The following is a 25,682-nucleotide window of genomic DNA, read 5'->3' on the forward strand; positions in this document are numbered from 1 at the left end:
GGGAGGCGCGTCGATGCGCGAGGTGCTGGCCACGTCGAAGCGCGTGCCGCCCTGGTGGTGGACCAACCTCGCCGTCCAGGCGCTGCTGCTCGGGCTGTGGGCGTGGCGGCTCGCCCAGGGCGAACGCGGTGCGGCCGTGGTCCTGACGGTGGGCTTCGCCCTCGTCGTGGTGCTGGGAGTCCTCGGCGGGCTCGTCGACAGGAGCAGCGCGCTGGTGCTGACGGACGAGGCCCTGCTCGTCGAGCGGCCCTGGCGCCCGCGGCGGATCCCGCGCGCCGAGATCCGCGCGGTCGACGGCGACGTCCACGGGCGGCCGGGGTGGTCCGACGCGGTCGTCCTCACGGTCGGGCACCGCACCGTCAAGCTCGGGGGCTTCGACGCGCACCCCCGCGTCCTGATCCCCCGGCTGCAGGAGTGGGCGGGGGTCGGCGAGACGCCCGCCGGCGACCCCGACGAGGTGACACCCCGCCCCTGACCTGCGAGGGTCGACGGGTCGGCCGAGGTGGAGGAGACCCGATGGCGCCCTCGTGGGTGGAGCACGCGATGTGGTGGCACGTGTACCCGCTGGGGTTCACGGGCGCGGAGCGCACCGCCGACGGCAGCACCCCCGTGACTCACCGGCTGCGGCACCTGGAGCAGTGGCTGGACTACGTCGTCGACCTCGGGCTGAACGGCCTCGCCCTCGGCCCGGTGTTCGCGTCGAGCACCCACGGCTACGACACCACCGACCACCTCGCCGTGGACCCGCGGCTCGGCGACCGCGCGGACCTGGACCACCTGATCGCCGCCGCGCACGACCGCGGCGTGCGGGTGCTGCTGGACGGGGTGTTCAACCACGTCGGCGACGAGCACCCGCTGTTCCGTGCGGCGCTCGCCGGCGGGCCCGGCTCCCCGGAGGCCGAGCTGTTCCGGATCACCTGGGCCGACGACGGCCCGACGTGGGACTGCTTCGAGGGGCACCGCGCGCTCGTCACCCTGAACCACGACTCCCCGCGGGTGGTGGACCTGGTCGCCGACGCCATGACGCACTGGCTCGACGCGGGCGCGGACGGCTGGCGCCTCGACGCGGCCTACGCAGTGCCGACGTCCTTCTGGGCGCAGGTCACCGCGCGCGTCCGCGAGCGGCACCCCGACGCGTACCTCATGGGCGAGGTCATCCACGGCGACTACCCGGCGTTCGTCGCGGAGTCCGGGGTCGACGCCGTCACCCAGTACGAGCTGTGGAAGGCGACCTGGAGCGCGATCCGCGACACCAACTGGCACGAGCTCGCGTGGACGCTCGGCCGGCACGACGCGTTCCTCGACGCCTTCGTGCCGTACACGTTCGTCGGGAACCACGACGTCACCCGCATCACCAGCCAGGTGGGCGACGCGACGCTGGCCGGTCACGCCCTCGTGGTGCTGGCGACGGTCGGCGGCACCCCCGCGGTCTACTACGGCGACGAGCAGGCGTACCGCGGCGTGAAGGAGGACCGCGCGGGCGGGGACGACGAGATCCGCCCGCCCTACCCCGCGACGCCCGACGCCCTGGCCGGGCCGGACGTCGCGCCCGACGGGTGGGCGACGTACCGCCGGCACACCGAGCTCCTGGGGCTGCGCCGACGGCACCCGTGGCTGCACACCGCCCGCACCCGGGTGGTCGAGGTGACGAACGCCCACCTCGCGTACGAGGCGCGGCCGGCGGGGGACGACGCCGGCGCCGGGCTGCTCGTGGCGCTCAACCTCGACGCCACCGCGTGGGGACTGACCGTGCCGGCCGGTGCCCGCACCGTCGCGCACAGCACGCCCGGTCCGCGCCCGGAGCCGCCGGACGCAGCGACGCGGGAGCACGTCGTCGACGTGCCCCCGCGCGGCTGGGTCGTGCTGGAGGTCTGACCTACTTCTTGGCGGCCGCGGCCTTCTTGCGCGGCGCGGCCTTGCGGGCGGCGGGCTTCTTCTTGGGCGCCGACGCGCGCTTCTCCGCCAGCAGCTCGACGGCCTGCTCCCGGGTGATCGTCTCCGGCGTGACGTCCCGCGGCAGGGTCCGGTTGGTCTCCCCGTCCGTGACGTACGCGCCGAACCGGCCGTCCTTGACCACGATCGGCTTCCCGGACGTCGGGTCCTCGCCGAGCTCGCGCAGCGGCGGCGTCGCGGTCGCCCCGCGACCCCGCTTCGGCTGGGCGTAGATCGCCAGCGCCTCCTCGAGCGTGACGGTGAACATCGCCTCCTCGGACGGCAGGGTCCGGGAGTCGGTGCCGCGCTTGAGGTAGGGCCCGTACCGGCCGTTCTGCGCCGTGATCTCGACGCCGGTCTCCGGGTCGGTGCCGACCACCCGCGGCAGGCTCAGCAGCTGCAGCGCGTCGTCGAGCGTGATCGTCTGCAGGGACTGGGTCTTCAGCAGCGAGCCGGTGCGCGGCTTCGGCGCGGCGGCCAGCGCCCGCTTCTTGGCCGCGGCCGACAGCCCCGGGTCGAGCTCGGGCTCCGGCAGCAGCTCGGTGACGTACGGCCCGTAGCGCCCGTTCTTCGCGACGATGGTCGTCCCGGTCGACGGGTCCGTGCCGAGCACCAGGTCGCCCTCGGGCTGGGTCTCCAGCAGCTCGCGGGCCTTCTCGACCGTCAGCTCGTCCGGCGCCAGGTCGTCGGGAACCGAGGCGCGCCGCGGGTTGCCGTCCTCGCCCGGCTCGCCCCCGGTCTCCTCGATGTACGGGCCGTACCGGCCGACGCGCAGGGTGATGCCGTCGCCGATGTCGATCGAGTTCACCTCGCGGGCGTCGATCTCCCCGAGGTTCGCGACGAGCTCCCGCAGGCCGTCGCCGTCCGGGCCCTCGACCGCCTCGGAGCCGAAGTAGAACCGGGTCAGCCACTCGACGCGGTCCTTCTGCCCCGCGGCGATGGCGTCGAGGTCCTCCTCCATCGCGGCCGTGAAGTCGTAGTCGACGAGCTTGTCGAAGTTCTCCTCCAGCAGCCGCGTGACGGCGAACGCCAGCCACGTCGGCACGAGCGCCTGCCCCCGGCTGATGACGTAGCCGCGGTCCTGGATGACGGAGATCGTGGCGGCGTAGGTGGACGGGCGGCCGATGCCGCGCTCCTCCAGCGCCTTGACCAGGCTCGCCTCGGTGAACCGCGGCGGCGGGGAGGTCCGGTGCCCGTCGGCGGTCAGGTCGGACGCGGACACCGCGTCGCCCTCGGCCATCTGCGGCAGCCGCGCGTCCTTGGCCGCGTCACCCGCAGCGGCCTCGGCGTCGCCCGAGTAGCGGTCGACGTCACGGCCCTCCTCGTACGCCGCGAGGAACCCGCGGAACGTGATGACCGTGCCGCTGGCGGCGAACACCGCGGGGGTCGGGGCGCCGGCCGCGGGGCCGTCCGCCGCGGTGCTGCCCTCGGGCAGGGCCGGGGCCGGCACCGTCGCGGCGATCCGCACCGAGGCGGTGGAGCCGCGGGCGTCGGCCATCTGCGAGGCGACGGTGCGCTTCCAGATCAGCTCGTACAGCCGGAACTGGTCGCCGGACAGCTCGCGGGCCACCTGCGCCGGCGTGCGGAAGTTGTCGCCCGCGGGGCGGATGGCCTCGTGGGCCTCCTGCGCGCCCTTGCTCTTCGACGCGTAGACGCGCGGCTTGTCGGGCACGTGGTCCGACCCGTACAGCTCCGCGGCCTGGCGGCGGGCGGCGTCGATCGCCTGCGTGCTCAGCACGGGCGAGTCGGTCCGCATGTAGGTGATGTAGCCGTTCTCGTACAGCGTCTGCGCGGTGCGCATGGTCTGCCGGGACGCCATCCGCAGCTTGCGGCTCGCCTCCTGCTGCAGCGTCGACGTGGTGAACGGCGCGGCCGGGCGGCGGGTGTACGGCTTGGTCTCCAGGGAGCGCACCGCGAAGTCCGCCCCGTCGAGCGCGGACACCCAGGCGTGCGCCGCGCCCTCGTCCAGGTGCACCGGGCGGCTCGACGCGCCGCCCTTGAGCACGCCGTCGTCGCCGAAGTCGCGGCCGGACGCCACGCGGCGCTCGCCGAGCTGCAGCAGCCGCGCGTCGAACGTCGGCTCCGCGGAGTCCTCGACGGCGAACGTGGCGGTCAGGTCCCAGTAGTCCGCGGCGCGGAACGCCATGCGCTCGCGCTCGCGCTCCACCACCAGGCGGGTCGCCACCGACTGCACGCGGCCGGCGGACAGGCCCTGGCGCACCTTGCGCCACAGCACCGGGCTGACCTCGTAGCCGTACAGGCGGTCGAGGATGCGCCGGGTCTCCTGGGCGTCCACCAGCCGGTCGTCGAGCTCGCGGGTGTTCTCCAGCGCGCGGGTGATCGCCTCGCGGGTGATCTCGTGGAACACCATCCGCTTGACCGGCACCTTGGGCTTGAGCTCCTGCAGCAGGTGCCAGGCGATGGCCTCGCCCTCGCGGTCCTCGTCGGTGGCGAGGTAGAGCTCGTCGGACTCCTTGAGCAGCCGCTTGAGCTCCGCGACCTTCTTCTTCTTGTCGGAGTCGACGACGTAGTACGGCTCGAAGCCGTTGTCCACGTCCACCGCGAACTTCCCGAACGGGCCCTTCTTCATGTCCGCGGGGAGCTCGCTGGGCTGCGGCAGGTCACGGATGTGCCCGACGCTCGCCTCGACCTCGTAGTCGTCGCCGAGGTACCCGGCGATCGTGCGCGCCTTCGCCGGCGACTCCACGATGACCAGCTTGCGACCTGACGACATGCGCTCCTGCTTCCTCGAACTGCGGCGGACCCGCGTGCGCGTGCCCGGTTGACCCGCCTGTGCGGGGTGACTCTACGACCTCGGTCCCACGCCGGCCGACCCCGATGTCGCGGACCGTCGCAGGACGAGCAGCGCGCCGGACGCCGCGGCGGCGACCGCCACGATGCCGAGCGCCCCGCCACCGTACGACGTGAGGAGCGCCGCCGTGCTGCCGACCGGGTCGTCGGACAGCCAGGTGCGCCGCAGCGCGACCGCCGCCGCGGCGCCCGCCACCACGGCCACGCCGGCGAGCAGCAGCACCGCGACGCGGGTGCCCGTCGTGCCGCCGCCCCGGCTGACGGCCCGCAGCGCCGCGGTCGGCGGGTGCCGGTCGGCGGACGTGTCGACGCCCAGGGCCAGGACCGCGCACGCGAGCGCGCCCCAGACCAGGACCACGAGCAGGCCGGCCACCACGTCGGACGGGCGGTGCCACTGCCCGACGAGTGTGCTCACGCCCGTCGCCGCCGCGTACGCGCCGCCCAGCACCGCGGCCCACGGCCGGGCCCGCGGCGGCACGACGAGCAGGACAGCCGCGGCGACGGAGGCCGCCGCGGTCGTGTGCCCGCTGGGCAGCGTGTTGAACTCCGGGCCGTGGCCGAGCTGCGGCCGGTCCAGCACCCCCTGCTTGAGCAGCTGCGTCGTGACGTTCGAGCCGGCCAGGACCGCGGCCGCCACCAGGGCGAGGCCCCACCGTCGCCGCACGAACGCGATCACCGCGCACGCCACGACGGCTGCGGCGATGAACCCGACGGAGACCACGTCCAGCACCGGCTCCGCGAGCTCCCACAGGCGGTTCTGGCCGATGTGCGCCCCGTCGAGGGACGACTGGTCGACCGCCTGGCCGTGCTCCGTCCCGACGAACACCCGCCACACGACGCCGATCCCGACGGCCGCGACGAGGGCGACCAGCAGGGCGCCGGTCACCTTGCGGGCCGTCGCGGCGGACGTCCGCCACGGGCGCCGCACGCCGCCGTCGGCACCGGCCCCGGGCACGACGCCGTTGCTCGGGTCGGGGCCGCGCCGGGAGGTCGGCGGGGCGGACGCGGGGCGGGGCATGGGGTCCACGGTAGGCGAGCCGGTCGCCGTGCGAAGCGGGGCACGGGCCGCCCACACCATTCCTCCACCGACGTGCCCGGGGTCGTCCCCGGGCGGGCTCACGGGCGCGTCACGCCGGGGCGGGGCCCCGGAGCGCCCGCGCCGGGCGCCGGGTCGGGCTCGCCGTCCAGGACCACCGCGTGCGGCCCCGCGCCCGCGAGGTGCGCCCGGCTCTCGGCGTCGGCGTGCACGCACAGCAGGCAGCCGCCCCGCTGCTCGAGCAGCAGCGCGGCGTCGTCCACGACCTCGGCGGCGCGCCTGCTGCGGAGCCGCGCGGACGCCAGGTCCAGCACGACGATCGACGCGCACGCCGACACCGCGTCGAGCGGCGCGCGCAGCCGGTCGGCGTCCGCGCGGCCGAACGAGCCCGCGGGCCGCAGCGTCACGGTGATCCAGGGGGCGGGTGCGTCCAGGACGGTCATGGCTGACTCCCTCCGTCGCGCCCCGGTGCGGGGCGACGTGATCAGCGAAGCCCCGCACCCTGGGGACCGGCTGGGCGTCCTCCCCCGACCTCCTGTGGGTGCCCCGTCCCGCCCCGCCGACCGGCCCGACGTGCGCCGGACCTTCACGCGGCGGCCCCCGCGGGTGCACGCTGGTCCCACCGGACGACGACGAGGGGGCCGTCATGCTCGACCTCAGCCAGGGCTTCAGCGGGTACTCGGTGGCCGACGTGCCGGCCGCCCGCGCGTTCTACGCCGACGTGCTCGGCCTCGACGCGCAGGAGCGGGACGGGATGCTGTGGCTGCACCTGTCCGGCGGCCGCGACGTCCTGCTCTACCCGAAGGGCGACGCCCACACGCCCGCCACCTACACGGTGCTCAACTTCCCCGTGGCCGACGTCCCGGCGGCCGTGGCGGAGCTGCGCGGGCGCGGGGTGCGGTTCGAGCGGTACGAGGGCACCCCGCTGCAGACCGACGAGGACGGGGTGTTCCGCGGCGGCGGGCCGCTCATCGCGTGGTTCACCGACCCGTCGGGGAACGTCCTGTCGGTGATCGAGGACGACGAGCCCTGACCCCCGCGCCGGACCCGCGGGGCGCACAGGGAACCCACAGGGTCGCGTCAGCATCGGCTCAGGTCACGGCGCGATGCTCGGCGCATGACCGCCTCGACGCTCCACCGCGACTCCCTCACCCGAGCGGACGGCCAGCCCGTCCGCGCCCTCGTCGTGGACGACGAGGCCACCCTCGCCGAGCTGCTCTCGACCGCCCTGCGGTACGAGGGCTGGCAGGTGGAGCACGCCCTGACGGGCCAGGCCGCGATCAAGCAGGCGCGGAGCCTCGACCCCGACGTCATCCTGCTCGACGTGATGCTGCCCGACCTGTCCGGGCTCGACGTGCTGCGCCGGATCCGCGCCACCCACCCGCACGTCCCGGTGCTGTTCCTCACCGCCAAGGACGCCGTGGAGGACCGGATCGCCGGCCTCACCGCGGGCGGCGACGACTACGTGACCAAGCCGTTCAGCCTGGAGGAGGTCGTCGCCCGGCTGCGCGCCCTGCTCCGCCGCGCGGGCGCCGTCTCCGAGCGTGAGGAGGCCGTCCTGGTGGTCGGGGACCTGCGCATGGACGAGGACTCCCACGAGGTCTCCCGCGGCGGCGACGACATCCGCCTGACCGCCACCGAGTTCGAGCTGCTGCGGTACTTCATGCGCAACCCGAAGCGGGTGCTGTCCAAGGCGCAGATCCTCGACCGCGTCTGGCAGTACGACTTCGGCGGGCAGGCGAACATCGTCGAGCTGTACGTGTCGTACCTGCGCCGCAAGATCGACAAGGGCCGCGAGCCGATGCTGCACACGCTGCGCGGCGTCGGGTACGTGCTCAAGCCCGCCGCGTGAGCCGCCCCGGCCGCCGCTGGACGCTGCGGCGCCGGCTGGTCGCCGTCGTCGTGGTGCTGCTCGCCACGGTCGCCGCGGTCATGGGGCTGGTGTCCACGCTCGCGCTGCGGACCTCGCTGCTCGACCAGATCGACGACCGGCTCGACTCGGCCAGCCGCCGGGCGGTCGCCGCCCCCGACCGGCTGGACCGCGGGGAGGAGCCGCGCCCGGAGCCCTCCGACGCGCTCGACGGCTCCGCCCAGGGCCAGGGCGACACGGGTGAGCAGATCCCGCCCGCGTTCGGCCTGCCCGGCCAGGACGTCGGCACCGTGAGCGTGTTCGAGCGGTCCGACGGCAGCGCCCTGCAGTCGGGGTACCTCGACGACTCCGGCGAGGTGCAGCAGCTCACCGACGACCAGCTCGCCACCCTGCTGAGCCTGACGCCCGACGGCACCCCGGACACGGTCGACCTCCCGGGGCTGGGCACCTACCGCGTGATCTCCGTGGTGTCCGACGACGGCGACACCTCGGTGACCGCGATCCCGGTGGCGGGCGTGACCGCCACCGTCGAGGACTTCCTCGTGGTCGAGGTCGTCGTCGCGGTGGTCGGCCTGCTCGTGGCGGCCGCGCTCGCGACGCTCCTGGTGCGCCGGGAGCTGCGGCCGCTCGACCGCGTCGCGGCCACCGCGAGCCGCGTGTCGGAGATGCCGCTGTCCCGCGGCGAGGTCGACATCCGCGAGCGCGTGCCCGCGCAGGACACCGACCCGGCCACGGAGGTCGGCCAGGTGGGCGCCGCCCTCAACCGGATGCTCGGCCACGTGGAGTCGGCGCTGACGTCCCGCCACGAGTCCGAGACGCAGGTGCGCCGGTTCGTCGCCGACGCCAGCCACGAGCTCCGGACCCCGCTCGCGTCGATCCGCGGGTACGCGGAGCTCGTGCAGCGCCTGCCCGGGGAGCTGCCGCCCGACGCGCTCCGCGCCATGGACCGCGTGGGGTCCGAGGCGCGCCGGATGACGACGCTCGTCGAGGACATGCTGCTGCTCGCGCGCCTCGACGCCGGCCGCGACCTGGACGTCGAGGAGGTCGACCTCGCCGCGCTGGCGGTCGACGCCGTCTCGGACGCGCACGTCGCCGGGCCGGACCACGCGTGGCGGCTCGACCTCGACGCCCCGGACGACGACCTGGACCTCGAGCCCCCGCTCGTGCTCGGCGACGAGCACCGGCTGCGGCAGGTCCTGGTGAACCTGCTGTCGAACGCCCGCGTGCACACCCCGGCCGGGACGACCGTCGTGGTCGGGGTCGCGCAGGACGGCGACGAGGTCGTGCTCCGCGTGCGGGACGACGGGCCCGGCATCCCCGAGCCGCTCCGGTCGCGGCTGTTCGAGCGGTTCGCGCGCGGGGACGCGTCCCGCAACCGCGCCGCGGGGTCGACCGGGCTCGGCCTGGCGATCGTCCACGCCGTGGTGACCGCCCACGGCGGGACGATCGGCGTGGACGGGACACCCGGCGGGACGACGTTCACCGTGCGGCTGCCCCGGGCGGGCGGTGGCGTCCGCCCCGACGGTGCCGACGCGGGAGCGGTCGCGTCCGGCTGAGGCGGCGTCAGGCCGAGACGGCGTCGAGCGCGTTCAGCTCGTCGACGGTCAGGTCCAGGCGCGCGCCCGCCAGCAGGTCGGGCAGCTGGTCCAGGGAGCGCGCGCTGGCGATCGGCGCGACCACCCCCGGCTGCACGCGCAGCCAGGCGAGCGACACCGCCGTCACGGAGGTCCCGTGCGCGGCCGCGACCTCGTCCAGCACCGCGAGGACCCGGCGGCCGCGGTCGTCGAGGTACCGCGCCGCGCCCCCGGCCCGCGGGCTGTCGACCGCCGGCGCGCCGTCCCGGTACTTGCCGGTGAGGAAGCCGCCGGCCAGCGACGAGTACGGCAGCACGCCGAGGCCCTCGCGGACGGCGAGCTCCTGCAGCGGTCCCTCGTACTCGTCGCGGTGCACCAGGTTGTAGTGCGGCTGCAGCGCCACGAACCGCGCGACCCCGAGGTCGTCCGCGATCCGCAGCGCCTCCGCCAGCCGCTCCGTGCTGACGTTCGACGCCGCGACGTACCGCGCCTTGCCCTCCGCGACGACCTCGCCGAGCGCGGCGACGGTCTCCTCCAGCGGGGTCTCCGGGTCGTCCGCGTGCGCGTAGTACAGGTCGACGTAGTCGGTCTGCAGCCGCTTCAGGGACTGCTCGACCGCCGAGCGGACGGTCGCCCGCGAGGTCCCGAGGTAGCCGTCGAGCTTGCCGACCTTGGTCGCGACCACGACGTCCGACCGGTTCTGCCGGGACGCCATCCAGCGCCCGAGGATCTCCTCGGACTCGCCGCCCTCGTGCCCGGGCGCCCACTGCGAGTACACGTCGGCGGTGTCGACGAGGCTGCCGCCCTCCGCGGTGAACGCGTCGAGGACGGCGAACGACGCGTCCTCGTCCGCGGTCCAGCCGAACACGTTGCCGCCGAGGTTCAGCGGCAGGACGTCCAGGTCGGTGGTGCCGATGCGGGTCATGGTCCTCCTCGGTCGGACGGTGCCGCGTGTCAGAGCGGGTACGCGGCGTACAGGTTCCGGATGTCGGCGGCCGGGCCGGCGACGCGGAAGACCGTCGTCCCGTTGCTCCACGCCGCGACCCCGGTGCCGTCGCCGACGTCCACGACCGTCACGGTGCCGGTCGGCTGCCCGCCCACCAGCACCTCGTCCTGCAGGAGCACGGTCGGCGCACCGGCGGCCGGGGTGGCGGCGGGGTCGGTGGTCGCCGCGGGATCGGCCGCCGGGGCGGCGGGCAGCGCCGCGGTGACCCCCGCGAGCGCGGCGGCGGCCTCCTCCGGCGTCTCGAACTGGGCGGCCTGGACGGTCACGGTGCCGGACGCGCCGTCGGTGTACGTCTCGGCGTAGGCCTCCAGGGCGTCCGGGCCGAGCGGGGCCGGGTCCTCCGCGCTGCTCGCCAGGGCGTACTGCAGCACGGTCGCCGGGAGGCTGGTCGCGAACGGCGTGGTCGCCGCGCGGGCGACCGGGGCGACGGTGGCGGTCGGGGACGGGAGCACCACGTCGTCGGGCGCCGCGACGGTCGTGTCGCCGTCCCGGAGCAGGAGGAACGCGGTGATCCCGCCGCCGACGAGGACGACGGCCGCCACGATCGCGGCGATCATCCGGCCGCGACGGCGCCGGGGGCGCGCGGCGGGCGCGGGCTCGGCCGGCGTCCCGCCCGCCGGAGTGCCGCCCGCCGGAGTGCCGGGCGCCGGAGCGCCGGCCGCCGGAGTGCCGCCCGCGGCCGGAGCCGCGGGCGCGGCCGGTGGCGGGACGACCGCGTACGAGCCCGTCCTGCGCGACACGGGGGCCGCCGGCTCCGGCTCAGCGGCGGCCGCCACGCGCTGGTCGCGTCGGGACGGGGCGCTCGCCGGCTCGGGGCGCAGCGACGGCCAGCGGGGCGCGCTGCCGCCGGTCCCGGCGCCCGGTCCGGGCTGCGCCTGTCGGCCGTCGCTGTCACTCATGCACGAACTCCCCTGCCGCCTGCGTGGTCCCGGGCGCACCGCGTCACGGTCCGGTCCCGGAGGTTCCGCGGCAGCCTACTGGCCGTTCCGAGGCGGACCCGGGACCCGCCGCGTCGCGCGGCGCGGACCCGGGGGCGCGCCGCGGCTCACGCCACCAGGTCGCGCCGCCGGAACGCCAGCACCCCGCCCGCGAGCGACGCCACCGCCAGGCCGCCGAGCACGAGCACCGCGGGCCAGTCCATCGGCTCGGCGGGCAGGGCAGGGGTGTACCGGAGCGGCGAGGCCGCGTCGGCCCCCTCGGGCAGGACCCCGCCCAGCATCGCGGTCAGCGCGGCGTAGCCGAGGTACGCCCACGCCAGCCCGAACGCGCGGGGCGCCACCCCCACGACCAGCACCGCCACCCCGGTGAGCGCCCACAGGGCGGGCAGCTGCGCCAGAGCGGCCCCGACCAGCCCCGCGACGAGGCCGGGCCGGTCGAGCGTCGCCGCGGCCGTCACGCCCATGACCAGGCCCCCGAGCAGCACCATCGCGCTCACCGCGCCGAGCACCACGGCGACCTGGGCGAGCAGCCACCGCTCACGGCTGACCGGGCCGGCGAGCACGTGCGCCCCCCTGCCCGCGAGCTCCTCGGCGCGCACAGCCGCGACGCCCTGCACGCCGGCCGCCGCGGCGACGGCGACCGCCACCAGCAGGTACCGGGCGAGCGCGGCGTCCGCCGCACCGCCCGACCCCTCGGGGAAGAACGACGCCAGACCCGGCTCCTGCTCGATGAAGTCCACGACCTCGCGCGCCAGCACCCCGACCAGCGCGCAGATCGCCGCGACGCCGACCGCCCACCCGGCGAGCGCCCCCGCCGACCGCCGGAGCGTCACGGCCGCCACCCCGGACAGCCGCGGGGAGGCCTGCGCCCGCCCGGCGCGGTCCGGGAGCAGCCCGGTGCCGAGGTCCCGGCGCTCGGCCAGGACGGCGGCGGCGGCGAACAGCGCGGCTGCCACCAGCACCGGCAGGACGAGCGGCCACCAGCGCTCGTCCACCCAGGCGCGGGTGGCCTGCGACCAGCCGAACGGGGACAGCCGGCTGAGGAGGCTGCCGCTCTCGGGCGCGCGCACGTCCCCCGCCGCCCGCAGGACGAAGCCGACGCCGATGCCGAGCAGGCCGAGCATCGAGGCGGTGCGCGCGTGCGTGACGAGCTGGGCGGCGACGGCGGCGACCCCGCCGAAGACGAGGCCGACCAGCGCGCACCCGACCCCGAACGCCACGGCCCCCGCCGCGGGCAGCCCCGCGGCGACCATCGCGACCGCGAGCGCCACCCCCGTCGCGACGTCCGCGATCGTCACCACGGCGACCGCCGCCAGCACCGGGGCACCCCGTCCGACGGGCGTCGAGCGCACCACCTCCAGCAGGCCCGACTCCTCGGCCCCGCGCAGGTGCCGGACGACGACGAGCACGGACATCACCGCGAGCGCGAAGGCGACCCACGACCCGAGCTCGTTCGCGACCATCGCGCCGATCGTGTAGTCGTCGAGGCCGTACCCGGGCCCGCCGAGCGCGACGGCCGCGGGCGAGCGCATGAGCTCCGCGCGGGCGGCGCGCGACTCCGCCGTCGGGAACAGGTCGGCCTCCGACACCGCCGAGGCGTACGTGAGCCCGACCACGGCGACGAGCCAGACCGGCAGGCGGACCCGCTCGACGCGCAGCGCCACCCGCACCAGCGCCCCGCTCCCGGACCACCGGTCGGACGCACGGCTGCGCAGCGCCCCGGGGGCCGCCCCGGGCGCCGCACCGGCGACGACGGCGGTCACCGCCCGCTCCCGACGGGCTCCCCGTACTCCCGCAGGAACAGGTCCTCCAGCGTCGGCGGGTGGGCCGTGACCGCCCGCACCCCGAACGCCGGCAGCAGCGCGAGCACGTCGCCCAGCGCGGCGGCGTCGACGTCCAGGCGCGCGTGCCCGTCCGACCGCCGCGCGTCGTGCACCCCGGCGCGGCCGGCCAGCGCGGCGAGCGCGGCGTCCTCGTCCGCCAGCCGGACCACCACGGAGGTCCGCGTCAGCCCGCGGAGCTCGTCGAGCGTGCCGGACCGCACCGCGCGCCCGCCGCGGATGATCGTGACCCGCTCGCACAGCGCCTCCACCTCCGCGAGGATGTGGCTGGACAGCAGGACGGTCCGGCCCTCGGCCGCGGCCTCCCGGACGCACTCCTGGAACACCGCCTCCATGAGCGGGTCCAGCCCGCTGGTCGGCTCGTCGAGGACGAGCAGCCGGACGTCGGCGGCGAGGGCGGCGACCAGCGCGACCTTCTGCCGGTTGCCCTTCGAGTACGCCCGGACGCGCACGGTGGGGTCGAGCTCGAACCGCTCGACCAGCGCCGACCGCCGCCGCGGGTCGAGCCCGCCGCGGAGCCGCCCGAGCAGGTCGATCGCCTCGCCGCCGGACAGGTTCGGCCACAGGTCCACCTCCCCCGGCACGTACGCGAGGTGGTGGTGCAGGGCGACGGCGTCCCGCCACGGGTCCGCGCCGAGCACCCGCACCCGTCCCGCGTCCGCGCGGAGCATGCCCAGCAGCACGCGGATGGTCGTGGACTTCCCGGCACCGTTGGGGCCGAGGAACCCGTGCACCTCCCCCGTGCGCACGGCGAGATCGAGCCCGTCGAGCGCGCGGCGGCGGCCGAACGTCTTCACCAGGCCGCTGACGGAGACGGCGTCGGACGTGGTCATGACTCCTCCTGGACGATCCCGGCGAGGTAGACGTCGAGCAGAGCGCGGTCGGTGAGCAGCGGTTCGGTGTAGATCTCCAGGGCCGGTCCGGTCGCCCAGCGCGAGAGCTCGGTGAACGCGGCGACCGGGTCGAGCACCGGGGACGGGGCGCGCCCCGCCTCGCCCTCGATGAGGGCCATCTGCAGCAGCCCCACGGAGTGCGCGACGACGTACCGGGCGCGCGCCAGCGGGTCCCGGGACGGGCGGACGGTCCCCGCGGCGACGCCGGCGGCCAGGTAGTCCGCGGTCGCGGTGACCATGTCCTCGACGAACCGCGCGGCGAGCGGGCCGCCCGCCGCGAGCGAGCGGATGACGTAGCCGAAGACGGGGCCGTACCCGGCGAGGTCGGCGAGGTGCGCCATCACCTCCCGGGGCGTCTCGGTGGTGAGCGACGCCTCCTTCTGCGACCGGATCCGGTCGAGGACGTGGGCGTCGCACGCCGCCCGCAGGCCGTCCTTGGAGCGGAAGTGGTGGATGACCAGCGCGGGGCTGACCTCGGCGTCCGCGGCGATCGCCCGCAGCCCGACGCCGAACCCGTCGCGGGCGAACCGCAGCATCGCCGCGTCGCGGATCCGGGCGCGGGCCGTCAGGTCGTCGAGCTGCTCTGAACGCACGTTCAGCAGACTAAACGCGCGTTCAGCCGTGTCGCAAGACCCGCCGCCGGACGTCGGGAGAGGGCGGTCAGGCCTCCGGCGCGGGCCGCACGCGAGCGGTGTCGGCGCGGGTGAGCCGGATGGCCTCGCCGAGGTCGGCCGCCTGGGCCACCCGCATGCCGTCGGGCTCCTGCCCCGCCTCCAGCGCGCCGGCGGGGACGACCGCGTGGGTGAACCCGAGCCGCGCGGCCTCGGCCAGCCGCCGCGCGGTCCCGGTGACCGGCCGGATCTCCCCCGCCAGCCCGACCTCCCCGATCGCGACGAGGCGCGGCGGCAGCGCCACGTTCTCCCGGCTGCTGACCGTCGCGAGCGCGAGCGCGAGGTCGGCCGCGGGCTCGACGACGCGCGCCCCGCCGACGGTCGACACGTACACGTCCTGGTCCCCGACCTTGAGGCCCGCGCGCCGCTGGAGCACCGCGAGCACCATCGCGAGCCGGCTGCCGTCGACGCCGCTCGTGGTGCGCCGCGGGTTCGCGAGCATGCTCGGCGCGACCAGCGCCTGGACCTCGGTCGCCAGCGGGCGCCGGCCCTCCAGCGTGACGGTGACGCAGGTGCCGGGGACGTGGTGCCGCTCGTGCGAGACGAACAGCCCCGACGGGTCCGCGAGCCCGACGATGCCGGACTCGGTGAGGTCGAAGCAGCCCACCTCGTCCGTCGGCCCGTAGCGGTTCTTGGTGGCCCGCAGCAGCCGCAGCCGCGAGTGCCGGTCGCCCTCGAACTGGCACACCACGTCGACCAGGTGCTCCAGCGTGCGCGGCCCCGCGACCGCGCCGTCCTTCGTCACGTGCCCGACCAGCACGACCGGCAGGGCCCGCTCCTTCGCCGCCGCGATGAGGGACGCCGCGACCTCCCGGACCTGCGCGACGCCGCCGGGCGACCCCTCGACGGCCGCCGAGGCGACGGTCTGCACGGAGTCGAGGACCAGCAGGTCGGGCTCCGTCTGCGCGAGGTGCCCGAGGATCGTGCCCAGGTCGGTCTCGGCGGTGAGCAGCAGCGTCGCGGCGAGCGCCCCGATCCGCTCGGCGCGCAGCCGCACCTGCCCGGCCGACTCCTCGCCCGTCACGTACAGCACGGTCCGCCCGCCGGACGCGACGCGGCTCGCGACGTCGAGCAGCAGCGTCGACTTGCCGACGCCCGGCTCCCCGGCGAGCAGCACCACCGCGCCCGGGACGAGCCCGCCGCCGAGCACCCGGTCCAGCTCGCCGACCCCCGTGGGGCGGGACCGGCTCGCCTCGACGTCGATCTCCGCGATCGGCCGCGCCGACCCCCGCACCGGCACCTGCACGGCCGTGCGCGGCGCCGCGCCGCCGGGGCCCGTGTCCTCCGAGACCGAGCCCCACGTCTGGCACTCCCCGCACCGGCCCACCCACTTGGAGGTGGTCCAACCGCACTCGGAGCAGCGGAACGCGGGGCGGGCGGCCCGGGCGGAGGTGGTCGTCGTCACCCGCGTCACGCTAGCCGCCGGCACCCACACTCCCGCGCGACGCAGGCACGGGCGGACGAGGGCGGACGAGGGCGGACGAGGGCGGGCTGAGCCGGGCGCCCACCCGGGCGTGCGGCCGGCGACCGTGACCGCATCGCAACGTTCCGACCCCGCGAGGGGACCGACCCGCGGGCGCCCCGCCCCGTAGGATCGCGCCGTGCCCACCACCACGCCGCCCGACGACCTGCTGCGGCACACGCTGGCCGCGGTCGCGCCCGGCACCGAGCTGCGCGACGGCCTGGAGCGCATCCTGCGCGGCCGCACGGGCGCGCTCATCGTCCTGGGCCTGGACGCCGTCGTGGAGAGCATCTGCTCCGGCGGGTTCGAGCTCGACGTGGAGTTCTCCGCGACGCGCCTGCGGGAGCTCGCGAAGATGGACGGCGCGATCGTCATGGACCCCGCCATCGGCCGGATCGTGCGCGCGGCCGTCCAGCTGCTGCCCGACCCGAGCATCTCGACGTCCGAGTCCGGCACCCGGCACCGCACCGCCGAGCGCGTCGCCAAGCAGACCGGCCTGCCGGTCATCTCGGTGTCCGCGTCGATGCGGATCATCGCCCTCTACGTCGGCCAGCAGCGGCACGTGCTGGAGAACGCGGACGCGATCATGTCCCGCGCGAACCAGGCCCTCGCGACCCTGGAGCGGTACAAGTCCCGCCTCGACGAGGTCAGCGGCACCCTGTCCGCCCTCGAGATCGAGGACCTCGTGACGGTCCGCGACGTCTGCGTCGTCGTGCAGCGCCAGGAGATGGTGCGGCGCATCTCGGAGGAGATCGCGGGCTACGTCGTCGAGCTCGGCACCGACGGCCGCCTCCTGTCGCTGCAGCTCGACGAGCTCACCGGCGGCATCGGCACCGACAACGAGCTGGTCATCCGCGACTACCTGGACTCCGCCCGCCGGGACGTGGACGCGATCCAGGCGTCGCTCGCCGCGCTGGACTCCACCGAGCTGCTGGACCTGGGGCTCATCGCGCGCGAGCTCGGCCTGCCCTCGGGCGTGGAGATGCTGGACGCGGCGACCGGCCCGCGCGGCTACCGGCTCATGTCGAAGGTGCCGCGGCTGCCCGCCGCGATCGTCGACCGGCTGGTGGGCCACTTCAGCGGCCTGCAGAAGCTGCTCGCGGCGAACATCGACGACCTCATGGCGGTCGACGGGGTCGGCGAGCAGCGCGCGCGTGCCGTGCGCGAGGGGCTGTCGCGGCTCGCGGAGTCGAGCATCCTCGAGCGGTACGTCTGAGCGGTACGTCCGGCCGGGCGCGCCGCCACGACGCGGGCTCGGCTCAGTCCAGGCCGAAGACGACCGGCTCGGTGCTGACGCCCGCGAGCGTGAGCACCGCCTGGTACGTGCCGGACAGCGCCGACGACTGGCCCGCGGCGCAGCCCTCGACCGAGCGCACCCGGTCCCACTGCACCTGGCGCTCGTCCGCCTGGCCCGGGCCGAGCAGGAGCTGCAGCGGCTCCCCGGCGGCGCAGTCGGTGCTGGCCCAGATCCGGTCGCTGCCGGAGGTGATGAGCAGCTGGCGCTGCGCGTCGCCGGCGTCGACCAGGCAGGCGGCCTCCCCGGTGTTGGTGAGCCGCACCGTGAACAGCGGCTGCGCCCCCTCGGGGTAGGTCGCGGCGTCGGCGGCGAGCTCGACGGTGAGCGCCGCCGGGTCGCACGCGGGCGTGCCGGCGTCCTCGGACTCCTCGGGCGCCGGCGTCTGCTGGGTGGGCGCGGGGTCCGGGTCGGGCGTGTCGGCGTTCGCGTCCCCGCCGCCGGTGAGCGCCCGGAGCCCGAGCACGAGGAGCAGCACCACGGCCGCGAGGAGCACCAGCACCACGCCGCGGCGCACCCAGTAGACCCGCGCCGGGAGGGATCCCGTCGGCCGCACCACACCCATGTCCCGGCCCCTTCCGCCTCGGTCGCCGCGTTCACCGTAGCCCGGAGCCGCCCCGGTTCCGGCGCACCCACGCCGGACACGCGGGCCCGTTCCGGAACCGGATTCGGCCGTGCGGCGGGGCCCGGGTGAGGATGGGCCGGTGCCGCCCGACCCGACCGCCGCCGCCGTCCGCGAGGCGGTCGTCGCCTGGTTCGGCGAGCACGCCCGTGACCTGCCGTGGCGCGCACCGGACCGCACCCCGTGGGGCGTCCTCGTCAGCGAGGTGATGCTCCAGCAGACCCCGGTCGTGCGGGTGGAGCCGGCGTGGCGCGCGTGGCTGGACCGCTGGCCGGAGCCCGCGGACCTGGCCGCCGCGAGCCCCGCGGACGTGCTCCGCGCCTGGGACCGGCTGGGCTACCCGCGCCGCGCCCTGCGGCTCCAGGAGTGCGCCCGGGCCGTGGTGGAGCGGCACGGCGGCCGGGTGCCGTCCGACGAGGCGGCGCTGCTCGCCCTGCCGGGCGTCGGCGAGTACACGGCCGCTGCGGTCCGGGCGTTCGCGTTCGGGCTCCGGTCGGTCGTGCTGGACACGAACGTGCGCCGGGTGCTCGCGCGCGTCGCGGACGGTGCGGCCCTGCCGGCCCCCGCGCTGACCGTCGGCGAGCGCCGGCTCGCGCAGGCGTTCGTGCCGGCGGACGACGCCGGCGCGGCCCGCTGGGCGGCGGCCTCCATGGAGCTCGGCGCGGTGGTCTGCACCGCGCGGGGCCCGCGGTGCGACGCCTGCCCGGTGCGGGACCTCTGCGCGTGGCGGCTCGCCGGCGGGCCCCCGGACGCGCACGCCCTGCGGCGGCGCACGCAGGCGTGGGCGGGCACCGACCGCCAGGTGCGCGGGCGGATCATGGCGCTGCTGCGCGAGGCGCTCGAGCCCGCGCCCGCCCACGCCGTCGCCGCGGTGTGGCCGGACGCCGCGCAGCGCGACCGGTGCCTGGCGTCGCTCCTGGCGGACGGCCTGGTGGAGCGGGTGCCCGGGGCCGAGACGGAGGACGGGCCGCGGTACCGGCTGCCGGCGGGCGCCGCGACGGCCTAGAGGTCGACGATCATCCGGGTGTTGCCGAGCGTGTTCGGCTTCACCCGGGCGAGGTCCAGGAACTCCGCGACGCCGTCGTCGTGCGACCGCAGCAGCTCCGCGAACACCTCCGGCGCGACCGCCGGGCCGTCGACCGTCCCCCACCCGTGCGCGGCGAAGAAGTCGACCTCGAACGTCAGGCAGAACAATCTGCTGAGCCGCAGGTCGCGGGCGCGCGCGGTGAGCGCCTCGAGCAGCGCGTGCCCGACGCCCCGCCCGCGCCACTCGCGCGCGACGGCGAGCGTGCGGATCTCCGCGAGGTCCTGCCACATGACGTGCAGGGCGCCGCAGCCGATCAGCGTGCCGTCCGCGGCCTCGGCGACCTGGAACTCCTGCACCGCCTCGTAGTAGCCGACCCACTCCTTGGCGAGCAGGATCCGCTCCTCCGCGTACGGCTGCACCAGCTCGCGGATCCCGCGCACGTCGGCGGCAGCGCGGGGCGGACCCGGTAGGCGGGCGAGGGGGCGCGGCGGGGTCGGTCACGCCCTCAACCTACGTCCTGACCTGCTCGGGGGCGGGGCGTCCACGGCGGGAGGGCCCCGGCGCGTCGGCGGCGGCGCGCGCCCGGGCCAGCGCCCGTCGTCGAGGCCCAACACCCCCCGCGCCGCGTCGGCGACGAGCGGGGCGACGGCCCGCGCCGCGGCGGTGCCGCCCGTGCGGCGTGCGGCGATCACGCCCTCGACGAGCCCGAACACCAGCGTGGCCTCCCCCGGCGCCGACGTGCCCAGCACCGCCGCCACGAGCTCGTCGTACCGGGACCTCAGCCGGGCGCGCGCCTCCGCGAACTCCGCGAACGGGGCGGTCTCCACCTCCGGCAGCTGCATCAGCCGCCCGATGTTGACGGGGCCGTCCGCGAGCCACCGCGCGTCGCCGTCGCACAGCACCCACAGCCGCGCCGCCGGGTCGCCGGGTGCCGCGACCAGCCGGTCCGCCAGGGCCAGCGACGGCGCGATCGTCTCCATGAGCAGGGTCCGCAGCAGCACGTCCTTGCCGCGGAAGTGGTGGTAGATCGACGCCTGCCTGACGCCCGCCCGCTCCGCGATCGCGTACGTCGACGTCGCGGTGTACCCGACGCTGCTGAACAGCGCGGCGGCTGCCGCGAGCACGTCGCCGCGGGTGTCGCGCTCGGCGGCGGACCGCGGTCGTCCCGGTCGTCCGGTCATGCCGGCGGACGGTAGCAGCCGCTGGTCACGGGCACGTTTCCGCGCGTCACACCGGCCGCTTCGCGACCTCCAGCAGCCGCGCGGCCGTCCGCTCGTCCACGACCAGGTCCGTCATCGTCCCCGCGCGGAGCGCCGCGAGCAGCGGCACCGCCTTGTTGTCCCCCGCGACCGCGCAGAGCCGCCGCGGGATCCGCCGGAGCTGGTCCGGGGACGGCCCGGTGGCGCGGGCGTTCAGCGGGACGTCCCGCCAGGACCCGTCGGCGCGCAGGAACACCGTGCACACGTCACCCACGACCTTCTGGTCGTGCAGGAGCTCGACGTCGTCGTCGTCGAGGTAGCCGGCGGAGTACACGTGGCTGGGGACGGAGCCGGCGACGGAGCCCACGGAGAACAGCGCGATGTCGGCCCGGGACTGCTCGTCGAGGACGCGGCGCACCGACCGCTCGCGCCACATGGCCTGCTTGGTCTCGGGGTAGTCGAAGAACGCGGGGACCGGGAAGTGGTGCACGGTCGCCCCGAACGCGCTGCCGAACGACGCGATCAGGTCGCTCGCGTACTCGATGCCGGAGGTCCGGGTGTTCGCGGCCCCGTTGAGCTGGACGACCACGCTGCCGTGGGTGACCTTGGGCTGCAGCCGCCGGGACACGGCGGCCAGCGTGGTGCCCCAGGCGACGCCGAGGATCATGTCGGAGTCGAACCAGGAGGCGAGCAGCCGGGCGGTGGCGCGGGCCACCTGGTCGAGCGTGTCGACCTGCTCCCCGGAGTCCGGGACGGGGACGACGTAGGTGTCGATGCCGAACGCGGCGGAGATGGTGCGCCCGAGGCCGGGAGCCCGGGTGGTCGACGGCCGGAGCGTGATCTCGACCATGCCGGTCTCGCGGGCGCGCTTCAGGAGCCGGGAGACGGTGGACCGGGAGGTCCCGAGGTGCCGGGCGATGACCTCCATCTTGACGTCCTGCAGGTAGTACATGGACGCGGCGCGCAGCACGTCCTGCTCCCGGTCGACCATCGCCCACGACCTCCTTGTCGTCACCCCATCTGGGACCACAGTCCTGCACATACGTGCACAGCGGTTGCGCGTCTGTTCGCGACGTGGCGACGATAGCGGACAGACAGGACCGAGGTCCCAGTCTGCGAGTCCGGACCCGGCTCGCGGCAGGGGGTCGGCCGAGAGCAAGACCGCGATGGAGTGGGACATGAGGACCGCAGCACTGACCCCCCGCCTGCGTGACGACGCGCTGGCGGCACTTCGAGCGACCACGGAGGGCGGGCCGGAGCTCGACGTCCTCGTCATCGGCGGCGGCGTGACCGGCGCCGGCATCGCGCTGGACTCCGTGACCCGCGGCCTGTCGACGGCCGTGATCGACGCCCAGGACTGGGCCTCCGGCACGTCGAGCCGGTCGAGCAAGCTCGTGCACGGCGGCCTGCGCTACCTGCAGATGCTCGACTTCCACCTGGTCCGCGAGGCGCTGACGGAACGGGACCTGCTGATCAGCAGCCTGGCCCCGCACCTGGTGAAGCCGGTGCCGTTCCTGTACCCGCTGGAGAACCGCGTGTGGGAGCGGGCGTACGTCGGTGCGGGCATCGCCCTGTACGACACGCTCGCCAGCGTCAACGGCCGGCACCGCGCGATGCCGCTGCACCAGCACGTCTCCCGCAAGGGCCTCGAGCGCAAGTTCCCCGACCTGCGCCACGACGCCGCGGTCGGCGCCATCCAGTACTGGGACGCCAACGTCGACGACGCCCGCCTGGTCTCGACCCTGATCCGCACGGCCGCGTCCTACGGCGCGCACGCCGCGTCCCGCACCCAGGTGGTCGGCCTGACCACGACCTCCGGCGGCGCCGTGACCGGCGCGGAGCTCGTCGACCTGGAGACCGGCGACCGGTTCACGGTGAAGGCCCGGTCGGTCATCAACGCCACCGGCGTCTGGACCGAGGAGACCGAGTCGCTCGCGGGCACCGAGGGCGGCCTGCGCGTCCTGGCGTCCAAGGGCATCCACATCGTGGTGCCGCGCGACCGGATCGCCGGTCACACCGGCCTGATCCTGCAGACCGAGAAGTCGGTGCTGTTCATCATCCCGTGGTCCCGCTACTGGGTGATCGGCACCACCGACACCCCGTACGAGCAGGACCTCACGCACCCGGTGGCCACGAGCGAGGACATCGACTACGTCATCGACCACGCGAACGCCGTCCTGTCCCGGCCGATCTCCCGCGAGGACATCATCGGCGCCTGGGCGGGCCTGCGGCCGCTGCTGCAGCCCGGCACCAAGGAGGGCACGTCGTCCTCGAAGGTGTCCCGCGAGCACACCGTGGCCTCCCCGACCCCGGGCCTGACGGTCATCGCGGGCGGCAAGCTGACGACCTACCGCGTGATGGCCAAGGACGCCGTCGACTTCGCGATCGGCTCCCGCGCCACCACCCTGCCGTCGATCACCGAGCGCATCCCGCTGGTCGGCGCCGAGGGCCTCGAGGTCCTGCAGCGGCAGTCCCGCGACATCGGCAGCCGGTACGGCTGGGACCGGGGCCGCATGGACCACCTGCTGCACCGGTACGGCTCCCTGCTGGGCGAGCTGCTGGAGATGGTCGACGACGAGCCCGGTCTCGGTCAGCCGCTCGCCGGGGCGCCCGCGTACATCGGCGCCGAGATCGCCTACGCCGTCACCCACGAGGGCGCCCTGCACCTCGACGACGTGCTGATGCACCGCACCCGCCTGAACTACGAGCAGGCGGACAAGGGCGTCGGCGCGCTGGACGAGATCGCGGACATCATCGCGCCGCGGCTGGGCTGGGACGCCGCCACGCGCGAGCGGGAGATCGCCGCGTACCGCGCCCGCGCGGCCGCCGAGGAGGCCGCCGCGCAGCAGCCGGACGACGCCGCGGCACGCGCGGCCCGGGAGGCGGCGGAGGACATCGCGCCCCTGCTGCCCCTGGACGCCGCGCCCGTCCACGGCGGCCACAAGCCTGGTTCCTCGCACCAGACCCCTGCCGCTCCCGGGCCGGCAGGGACATGATCAGGTCCTAGGGCCGATCAGACCCCAGGGCCCGCGGTCCCCCGGCCGCACTCCGGTTCGCCGGAACCCCTGAGCGAGACAACGACAACGACGTCCGTCTACACGAAAGAGGTCGACCGTGGAGTCCATCTCGATCGGAGAGGCAGTCCTCTCCGAGTTCCTCGGCACCGCCGTCCTGCTCCTGCTCGGAGCCGGCGTGGTCGCCAACGTCATCCTGCCGCGGACGAAGGGGTTCGGCGGCGGATGGCTGCTGATCAACTTCGGCTGGGGCCTCGCGGTGTTCACCGGCGTGTACGTGGCCTTCAAGTCCGGTGCGCACCTCAACCCCGCGGTCACCCTCGGCCTCTGGGCCGCGGGCAAGGACGAGTTCGCCCCGGGCGTCGAGGTCAACGCCGTCAACGGCTTCCTCTACATCGCGGCGCAGTTCGCCGGTGCCGCGGTCGGTGCGGCGCTCGCCTACCTCACCTACAAGAAGCACTTCGACGAGGACGCCGAGCCGGGCATCAAGCTCGCCGTCTTCTCCACCGGCCCGGAGCTGCGCTCCTACGGCTGGAACTTCTTCACCGAGGTCGTCGGGACGTTCGTGCTGGTGTTCTGGGTCGCGATCAGCGGGAACACCCCGGCGGACATCGGCCCGCTCGGCGTCGCGCTCGTCGTGGTCGCGATCGGCGCGAGCCTCGGTGGCCCCACGGGCTACGCCATCAACCCGGCGCGTGACCTCGGTCCCCGCCTCGCGCACGCGCTGCTCCCGATCCGCGGCAAGGGCTCGTCGGACTGGTCGTACGCGTGGGTGCCGGTGCTCGGCCCCGCCGTCGGCGGCATCCTCGGCGGCCTGCTGGCGAACGTCATCAACTACGTCGCCTGACGCGCACGGGGTGCTCGCCCCCGCACCGCTGCCGGGGCGAGCACCCCACCCGCGGCACCGCGCCGCCCTGCGGCACCCGCCGCGGGGGCGGGACCGAACGACGCGAAGGAAGCACCATGTCCGAGCAGTACGTCATGGCGATCGACCAGGGCACCACCTCGACCCGCGCGATCATCTTCGACCACGGCGGGCAGATCGTCTCCGTCGGCCAGACGGAGCACCAGCAGATCTTCCCGCGGGCCGGCTGGGTCGAGCACGACCCCAACGAGATCTGGACCAACACCCGCGAGGTCGTCGGCCTGGCCCTGTCGCGCGCGAACAAGACGCACGCCGACCTCGCCGCGGTCGGCATCACGAACCAGCGCGAGACCGCGGTGGTGTGGGACCGGACCACCGGCCAGCCGGTGTACAACGCCATCGTCTGGCAGGACACCCGCACCCAGAAGATCGCCGACGACCTGGCGGCCCTGGGCGGCGGCGCGGACCGGTACAAGGAGCGCGTCGGCCTGCCGCTCGCGACCTACTTCTCCGGCCCGAAGATCCGCTGGATCCTGGACAACGTCGAGGGCGCCCGCGAGAAGGCGGAGCGCGGCGAGCTCGCGTTCGGCAACACCGACTCCTGGGTGCTGTGGAACATGACCGGCGGGGTCGAGGGCGGCGTGCACGTCACCGACGTCACCAACGCGTCGCGCACCATGCTGATGAACGTCGACTCCCTCACCTGGAACGAGGAGATCGCGGCGGAGATGGGCGTGCCGCTGTCGATGCTCCCCGAGATCCGCTCCTCCTCCGAGGTGTACGGCCACGGGCGTCAGGGCGGGCTCGTCCCGGGCGTGCCGATCGCGGGCATCCTCGGCGACCAGCAGGCCGCGACCTTCGGCCAGGCGTGCTTCGAGGTCGGCACCGCGAAGAACACCTACGGCACCGGCAACTTCATGCTGCTGAACACCGGCACCGAGCCCGTGCAGTCCAAGAACGGCCTGCTCACGACGGTCGCCTACAAGATCGGCGACGCCCCGCAGGTCTACGCGCTCGAGGGCTCGATCGCCGTCACCGGCTCGCTGGTGCAGTGGCTGCGCGACAACCTGGGCATGTTCACCGACGCCCCGGACATCGAGTACCTGGCGAGCAAGGTCGAGGACAACGGCGGCGCGTACTTCGTGCCGGCGTTCTCGGGCCTGTTCGCGCCGCACTGGCGGTCGGACGCCCGCGGCGCGCTGGTCGGGCTCACCCGGTTCGTCAACCGCAATCACATCGCCCGCGCGGCGCTGGAGGCGACCGCCTTCCAGACGCGCGAGGTGCTCGACGCCATGAACGCGGACTCCGGCGTCGACCTGACCGAGCTGAAGGTCGACGGCGGCATGACCGCCAACGACCTGCTCATGCAGTTCCAGGCCGACATCCTCGACGTCCCCGTCATCCGGCCGCAGGTCGCGGAGACCACGGCGCTCGGTGCCGCGTACGCCGCGGGCATCGCCGTCGGGTTCTGGAACGGCGAGCAGGACGTCATCGACAACTGGGCCGAGGGCAAGCGCTGGACCCCGAACCTGGACTCGGGCGAGCGCGACCGGCAGTACCGGCTGTGGAAGAAGGCCGTGACGAAGACCTTCGACTGGGTGGACGACGACGTGCGCTGACGCGCCCG

At 75.5% G+C, this 25,682-nt stretch carries 23 protein-coding genes; 10 read left to right on the top strand and 13 right to left on the bottom strand.

Going from position 1 to position 25,682, the window contains the following annotated elements:
* Positions 1-13 precede the first annotated feature (13 nt).
* Both QNH85_RS13955 and QNH85_RS13960 read left to right on the top strand, forming a co-directional pair.
* A complete protein-coding gene (locus QNH85_RS13955) occupies positions 14-475 on the top strand; it encodes a hypothetical protein (RefSeq protein ID WP_282947350.1) in 462 nt (153 codons plus the stop codon).
* Positions 476-516: 41 nt separating this feature from the next.
* On the top strand, positions 517-1,875 hold the full coding sequence (locus QNH85_RS13960; RefSeq protein WP_282947352.1) for an alpha-amylase family protein: 1,359 nt from the start codon (positions 517-519) through the stop codon (positions 1,873-1,875).
* Between the two features lies 1 nt (position 1,876).
* On the opposite strand, the gene topA is transcribed toward QNH85_RS13960, so the two are convergent.
* The 3 genes from topA to QNH85_RS13975 form a co-directional block, all read right to left on the bottom strand.
* Complete coding sequence (gene topA, locus QNH85_RS13965; protein ID WP_282947354.1) at positions 1,877-4,666, bottom strand: type I DNA topoisomerase; 2,790 nt, start codon at positions 4,664-4,666, stop codon at positions 1,877-1,879.
* Between the two features lie 72 nt (positions 4,667-4,738).
* Positions 4,739-5,761 carry a phosphatase PAP2 family protein gene (locus QNH85_RS13970; RefSeq protein WP_282947356.1) on the bottom strand — a complete coding sequence of 341 codons (1,023 nt, stop codon included), beginning with the start codon at positions 5,759-5,761 and terminating at the stop codon, positions 4,739-4,741.
* A 98-nt stretch (positions 5,762-5,859) separates the two neighbouring features.
* Positions 5,860-6,222 (bottom strand): hypothetical protein, encoded by a 363-nt coding sequence (locus tag QNH85_RS13975; RefSeq protein WP_282947357.1) that lies wholly within the window; start codon positions 6,220-6,222, stop codon positions 5,860-5,862.
* A gap of 203 nt (positions 6,223-6,425) precedes the next feature.
* On the opposite strand from QNH85_RS13975, the gene QNH85_RS13980 reads away from it, so the two are divergent.
* From QNH85_RS13980 to QNH85_RS13990, 3 genes are all read left to right on the top strand, one after another.
* Positions 6,426-6,812 carry a VOC family protein gene (locus tag QNH85_RS13980; RefSeq protein ID WP_213280704.1) on the top strand — a complete coding sequence of 129 codons (387 nt, stop codon included), beginning with the start codon at positions 6,426-6,428 and terminating at the stop codon, positions 6,810-6,812.
* A gap of 84 nt (positions 6,813-6,896) precedes the next feature.
* Positions 6,897-7,631 carry a response regulator transcription factor gene (locus QNH85_RS13985; protein WP_282947358.1) on the top strand — a complete coding sequence of 245 codons (735 nt, stop codon included), beginning with the start codon at positions 6,897-6,899 and terminating at the stop codon, positions 7,629-7,631.
* Positions 7,628-9,205: a sensor histidine kinase gene (locus QNH85_RS13990; protein ID WP_282947360.1), complete on the top strand. Its 1,578-nt coding sequence runs from the start codon at positions 7,628-7,630 to the stop codon at positions 9,203-9,205. Before QNH85_RS13985 ends, QNH85_RS13990 begins: the two co-directional genes overlap by 4 nt.
* A 7-nt stretch (positions 9,206-9,212) precedes the next feature.
* Here QNH85_RS13990 and QNH85_RS13995 read toward each other — a convergent pair whose 3' ends face one another.
* The 6 genes from QNH85_RS13995 to radA form a co-directional block, all read right to left on the bottom strand.
* Positions 9,213-10,148: an aldo/keto reductase gene (locus QNH85_RS13995; RefSeq protein ID WP_282947363.1), complete on the bottom strand. Its 936-nt coding sequence runs from the start codon at positions 10,146-10,148 to the stop codon at positions 9,213-9,215.
* Positions 10,149-10,177: 29 nt separating this feature from the next.
* A complete protein-coding gene (locus tag QNH85_RS14000; protein ID WP_282947365.1) occupies positions 10,178-11,128 on the bottom strand; it encodes a hypothetical protein in 951 nt (316 codons plus the stop codon).
* A 146-nt stretch (positions 11,129-11,274) separates the two neighbouring features.
* On the bottom strand, positions 11,275-12,930 hold the full coding sequence (locus QNH85_RS14005; RefSeq protein WP_282947367.1) for an ABC transporter permease: 1,656 nt from the start codon (positions 12,928-12,930) through the stop codon (positions 11,275-11,277).
* Entirely contained in the window at positions 12,927-13,841 is a 915-nt protein-coding gene (locus tag QNH85_RS14010; RefSeq protein ID WP_282947369.1) for an ABC transporter ATP-binding protein, read from the bottom strand. Before QNH85_RS14010 ends, QNH85_RS14005 begins: the two co-directional genes overlap by 4 nt.
* Positions 13,838-14,494: a TetR/AcrR family transcriptional regulator gene (locus tag QNH85_RS14015; RefSeq protein WP_282947371.1), complete on the bottom strand. Its 657-nt coding sequence runs from the start codon at positions 14,492-14,494 to the stop codon at positions 13,838-13,840. Before QNH85_RS14015 ends, QNH85_RS14010 begins: the two co-directional genes overlap by 4 nt.
* Positions 14,495-14,561: 67 nt before the next feature.
* The gene (gene radA / locus QNH85_RS14020) at positions 14,562-15,977 is read right to left on the bottom strand and encodes a DNA repair protein RadA (protein WP_282947372.1); all 1,416 of its coding nucleotides are present in this window, start codon (positions 15,975-15,977) and stop codon (positions 14,562-14,564) included.
* A 196-nt stretch (positions 15,978-16,173) separates the two neighbouring features.
* Here radA and disA point away from each other — a divergent pair, with 196 nt between their 5' ends.
* Complete coding sequence (gene disA / locus QNH85_RS14025) at positions 16,174-17,250, top strand: DNA integrity scanning diadenylate cyclase DisA (protein WP_213280709.1); 1,077 nt, start codon at positions 16,174-16,176, stop codon at positions 17,248-17,250.
* 43 nt (positions 17,251-17,293) lie between these two features.
* Here the strand turns inward: disA and QNH85_RS14030 are convergent, their stop codons facing one another.
* The gene (locus QNH85_RS14030; protein ID WP_282947375.1) at positions 17,294-17,893 is read right to left on the bottom strand and encodes a hypothetical protein; all 600 of its coding nucleotides are present in this window, start codon (positions 17,891-17,893) and stop codon (positions 17,294-17,296) included.
* A 139-nt stretch (positions 17,894-18,032) separates the two neighbouring features.
* On the opposite strand from QNH85_RS14030, the gene QNH85_RS14035 reads away from it, so the two are divergent.
* Complete coding sequence (locus tag QNH85_RS14035; protein WP_282947376.1) at positions 18,033-18,956, top strand: HhH-GPD family protein; 924 nt, start codon at positions 18,033-18,035, stop codon at positions 18,954-18,956.
* Here the strand turns inward: QNH85_RS14035 and QNH85_RS14040 are convergent.
* From QNH85_RS14040 to QNH85_RS14050, 3 genes are read right to left on the bottom strand one after another with little or no spacing between them, the layout of a single operon-like run.
* Positions 18,953-19,417: an amino-acid N-acetyltransferase gene (locus QNH85_RS14040; RefSeq protein WP_282947378.1), complete on the bottom strand. Its 465-nt coding sequence runs from the start codon at positions 19,415-19,417 to the stop codon at positions 18,953-18,955. The two genes, QNH85_RS14035 and QNH85_RS14040, sit on opposite strands and share 4 nt — an antisense overlap.
* 57 nt (positions 19,418-19,474) lie before the next feature.
* Complete coding sequence (locus tag QNH85_RS14045) at positions 19,475-20,158, bottom strand: TetR/AcrR family transcriptional regulator (protein ID WP_282947380.1); 684 nt, start codon at positions 20,156-20,158, stop codon at positions 19,475-19,477.
* A gap of 46 nt (positions 20,159-20,204) precedes the next feature.
* Positions 20,205-21,167, bottom strand: coding sequence for a sugar-binding transcriptional regulator (locus QNH85_RS14050; RefSeq protein ID WP_213280717.1), 963 nt, complete (start codon positions 21,165-21,167; stop codon positions 20,205-20,207).
* Positions 21,168-21,354: 187 nt separating this feature from the next.
* On the opposite strand from QNH85_RS14050, the gene QNH85_RS14055 reads away from it, so the two are divergent.
* The 3 genes from QNH85_RS14055 to glpK all read left to right on the top strand — a co-directional run bounded on the left by QNH85_RS14055 (position 21,355) and on the right by glpK (position 25,674).
* Entirely contained in the window at positions 21,355-23,172 is a 1,818-nt protein-coding gene (locus QNH85_RS14055) for a glycerol-3-phosphate dehydrogenase/oxidase (protein ID WP_282947382.1), read from the top strand.
* Positions 23,173-23,290: 118 nt separating this feature from the next.
* The gene (locus tag QNH85_RS14060) at positions 23,291-24,037 is read left to right on the top strand and encodes an MIP/aquaporin family protein (RefSeq protein WP_428830411.1); all 747 of its coding nucleotides are present in this window, start codon (positions 23,291-23,293) and stop codon (positions 24,035-24,037) included.
* Between the two features lie 116 nt (positions 24,038-24,153).
* Positions 24,154-25,674, top strand: coding sequence for a glycerol kinase GlpK (gene glpK / locus QNH85_RS14065; protein WP_282947384.1), 1,521 nt, complete (start codon positions 24,154-24,156; stop codon positions 25,672-25,674).
* The last annotated feature ends 8 nt before the right edge of the window (positions 25,675-25,682 follow it).

It is taken from the genome of Cellulomonas endometrii (genome assembly GCF_949769265.1).
In the GTDB taxonomy this organism is placed as follows: domain Bacteria; phylum Actinomycetota; class Actinomycetes; order Actinomycetales; family Cellulomonadaceae; genus Cellulomonas; species Cellulomonas endometrii.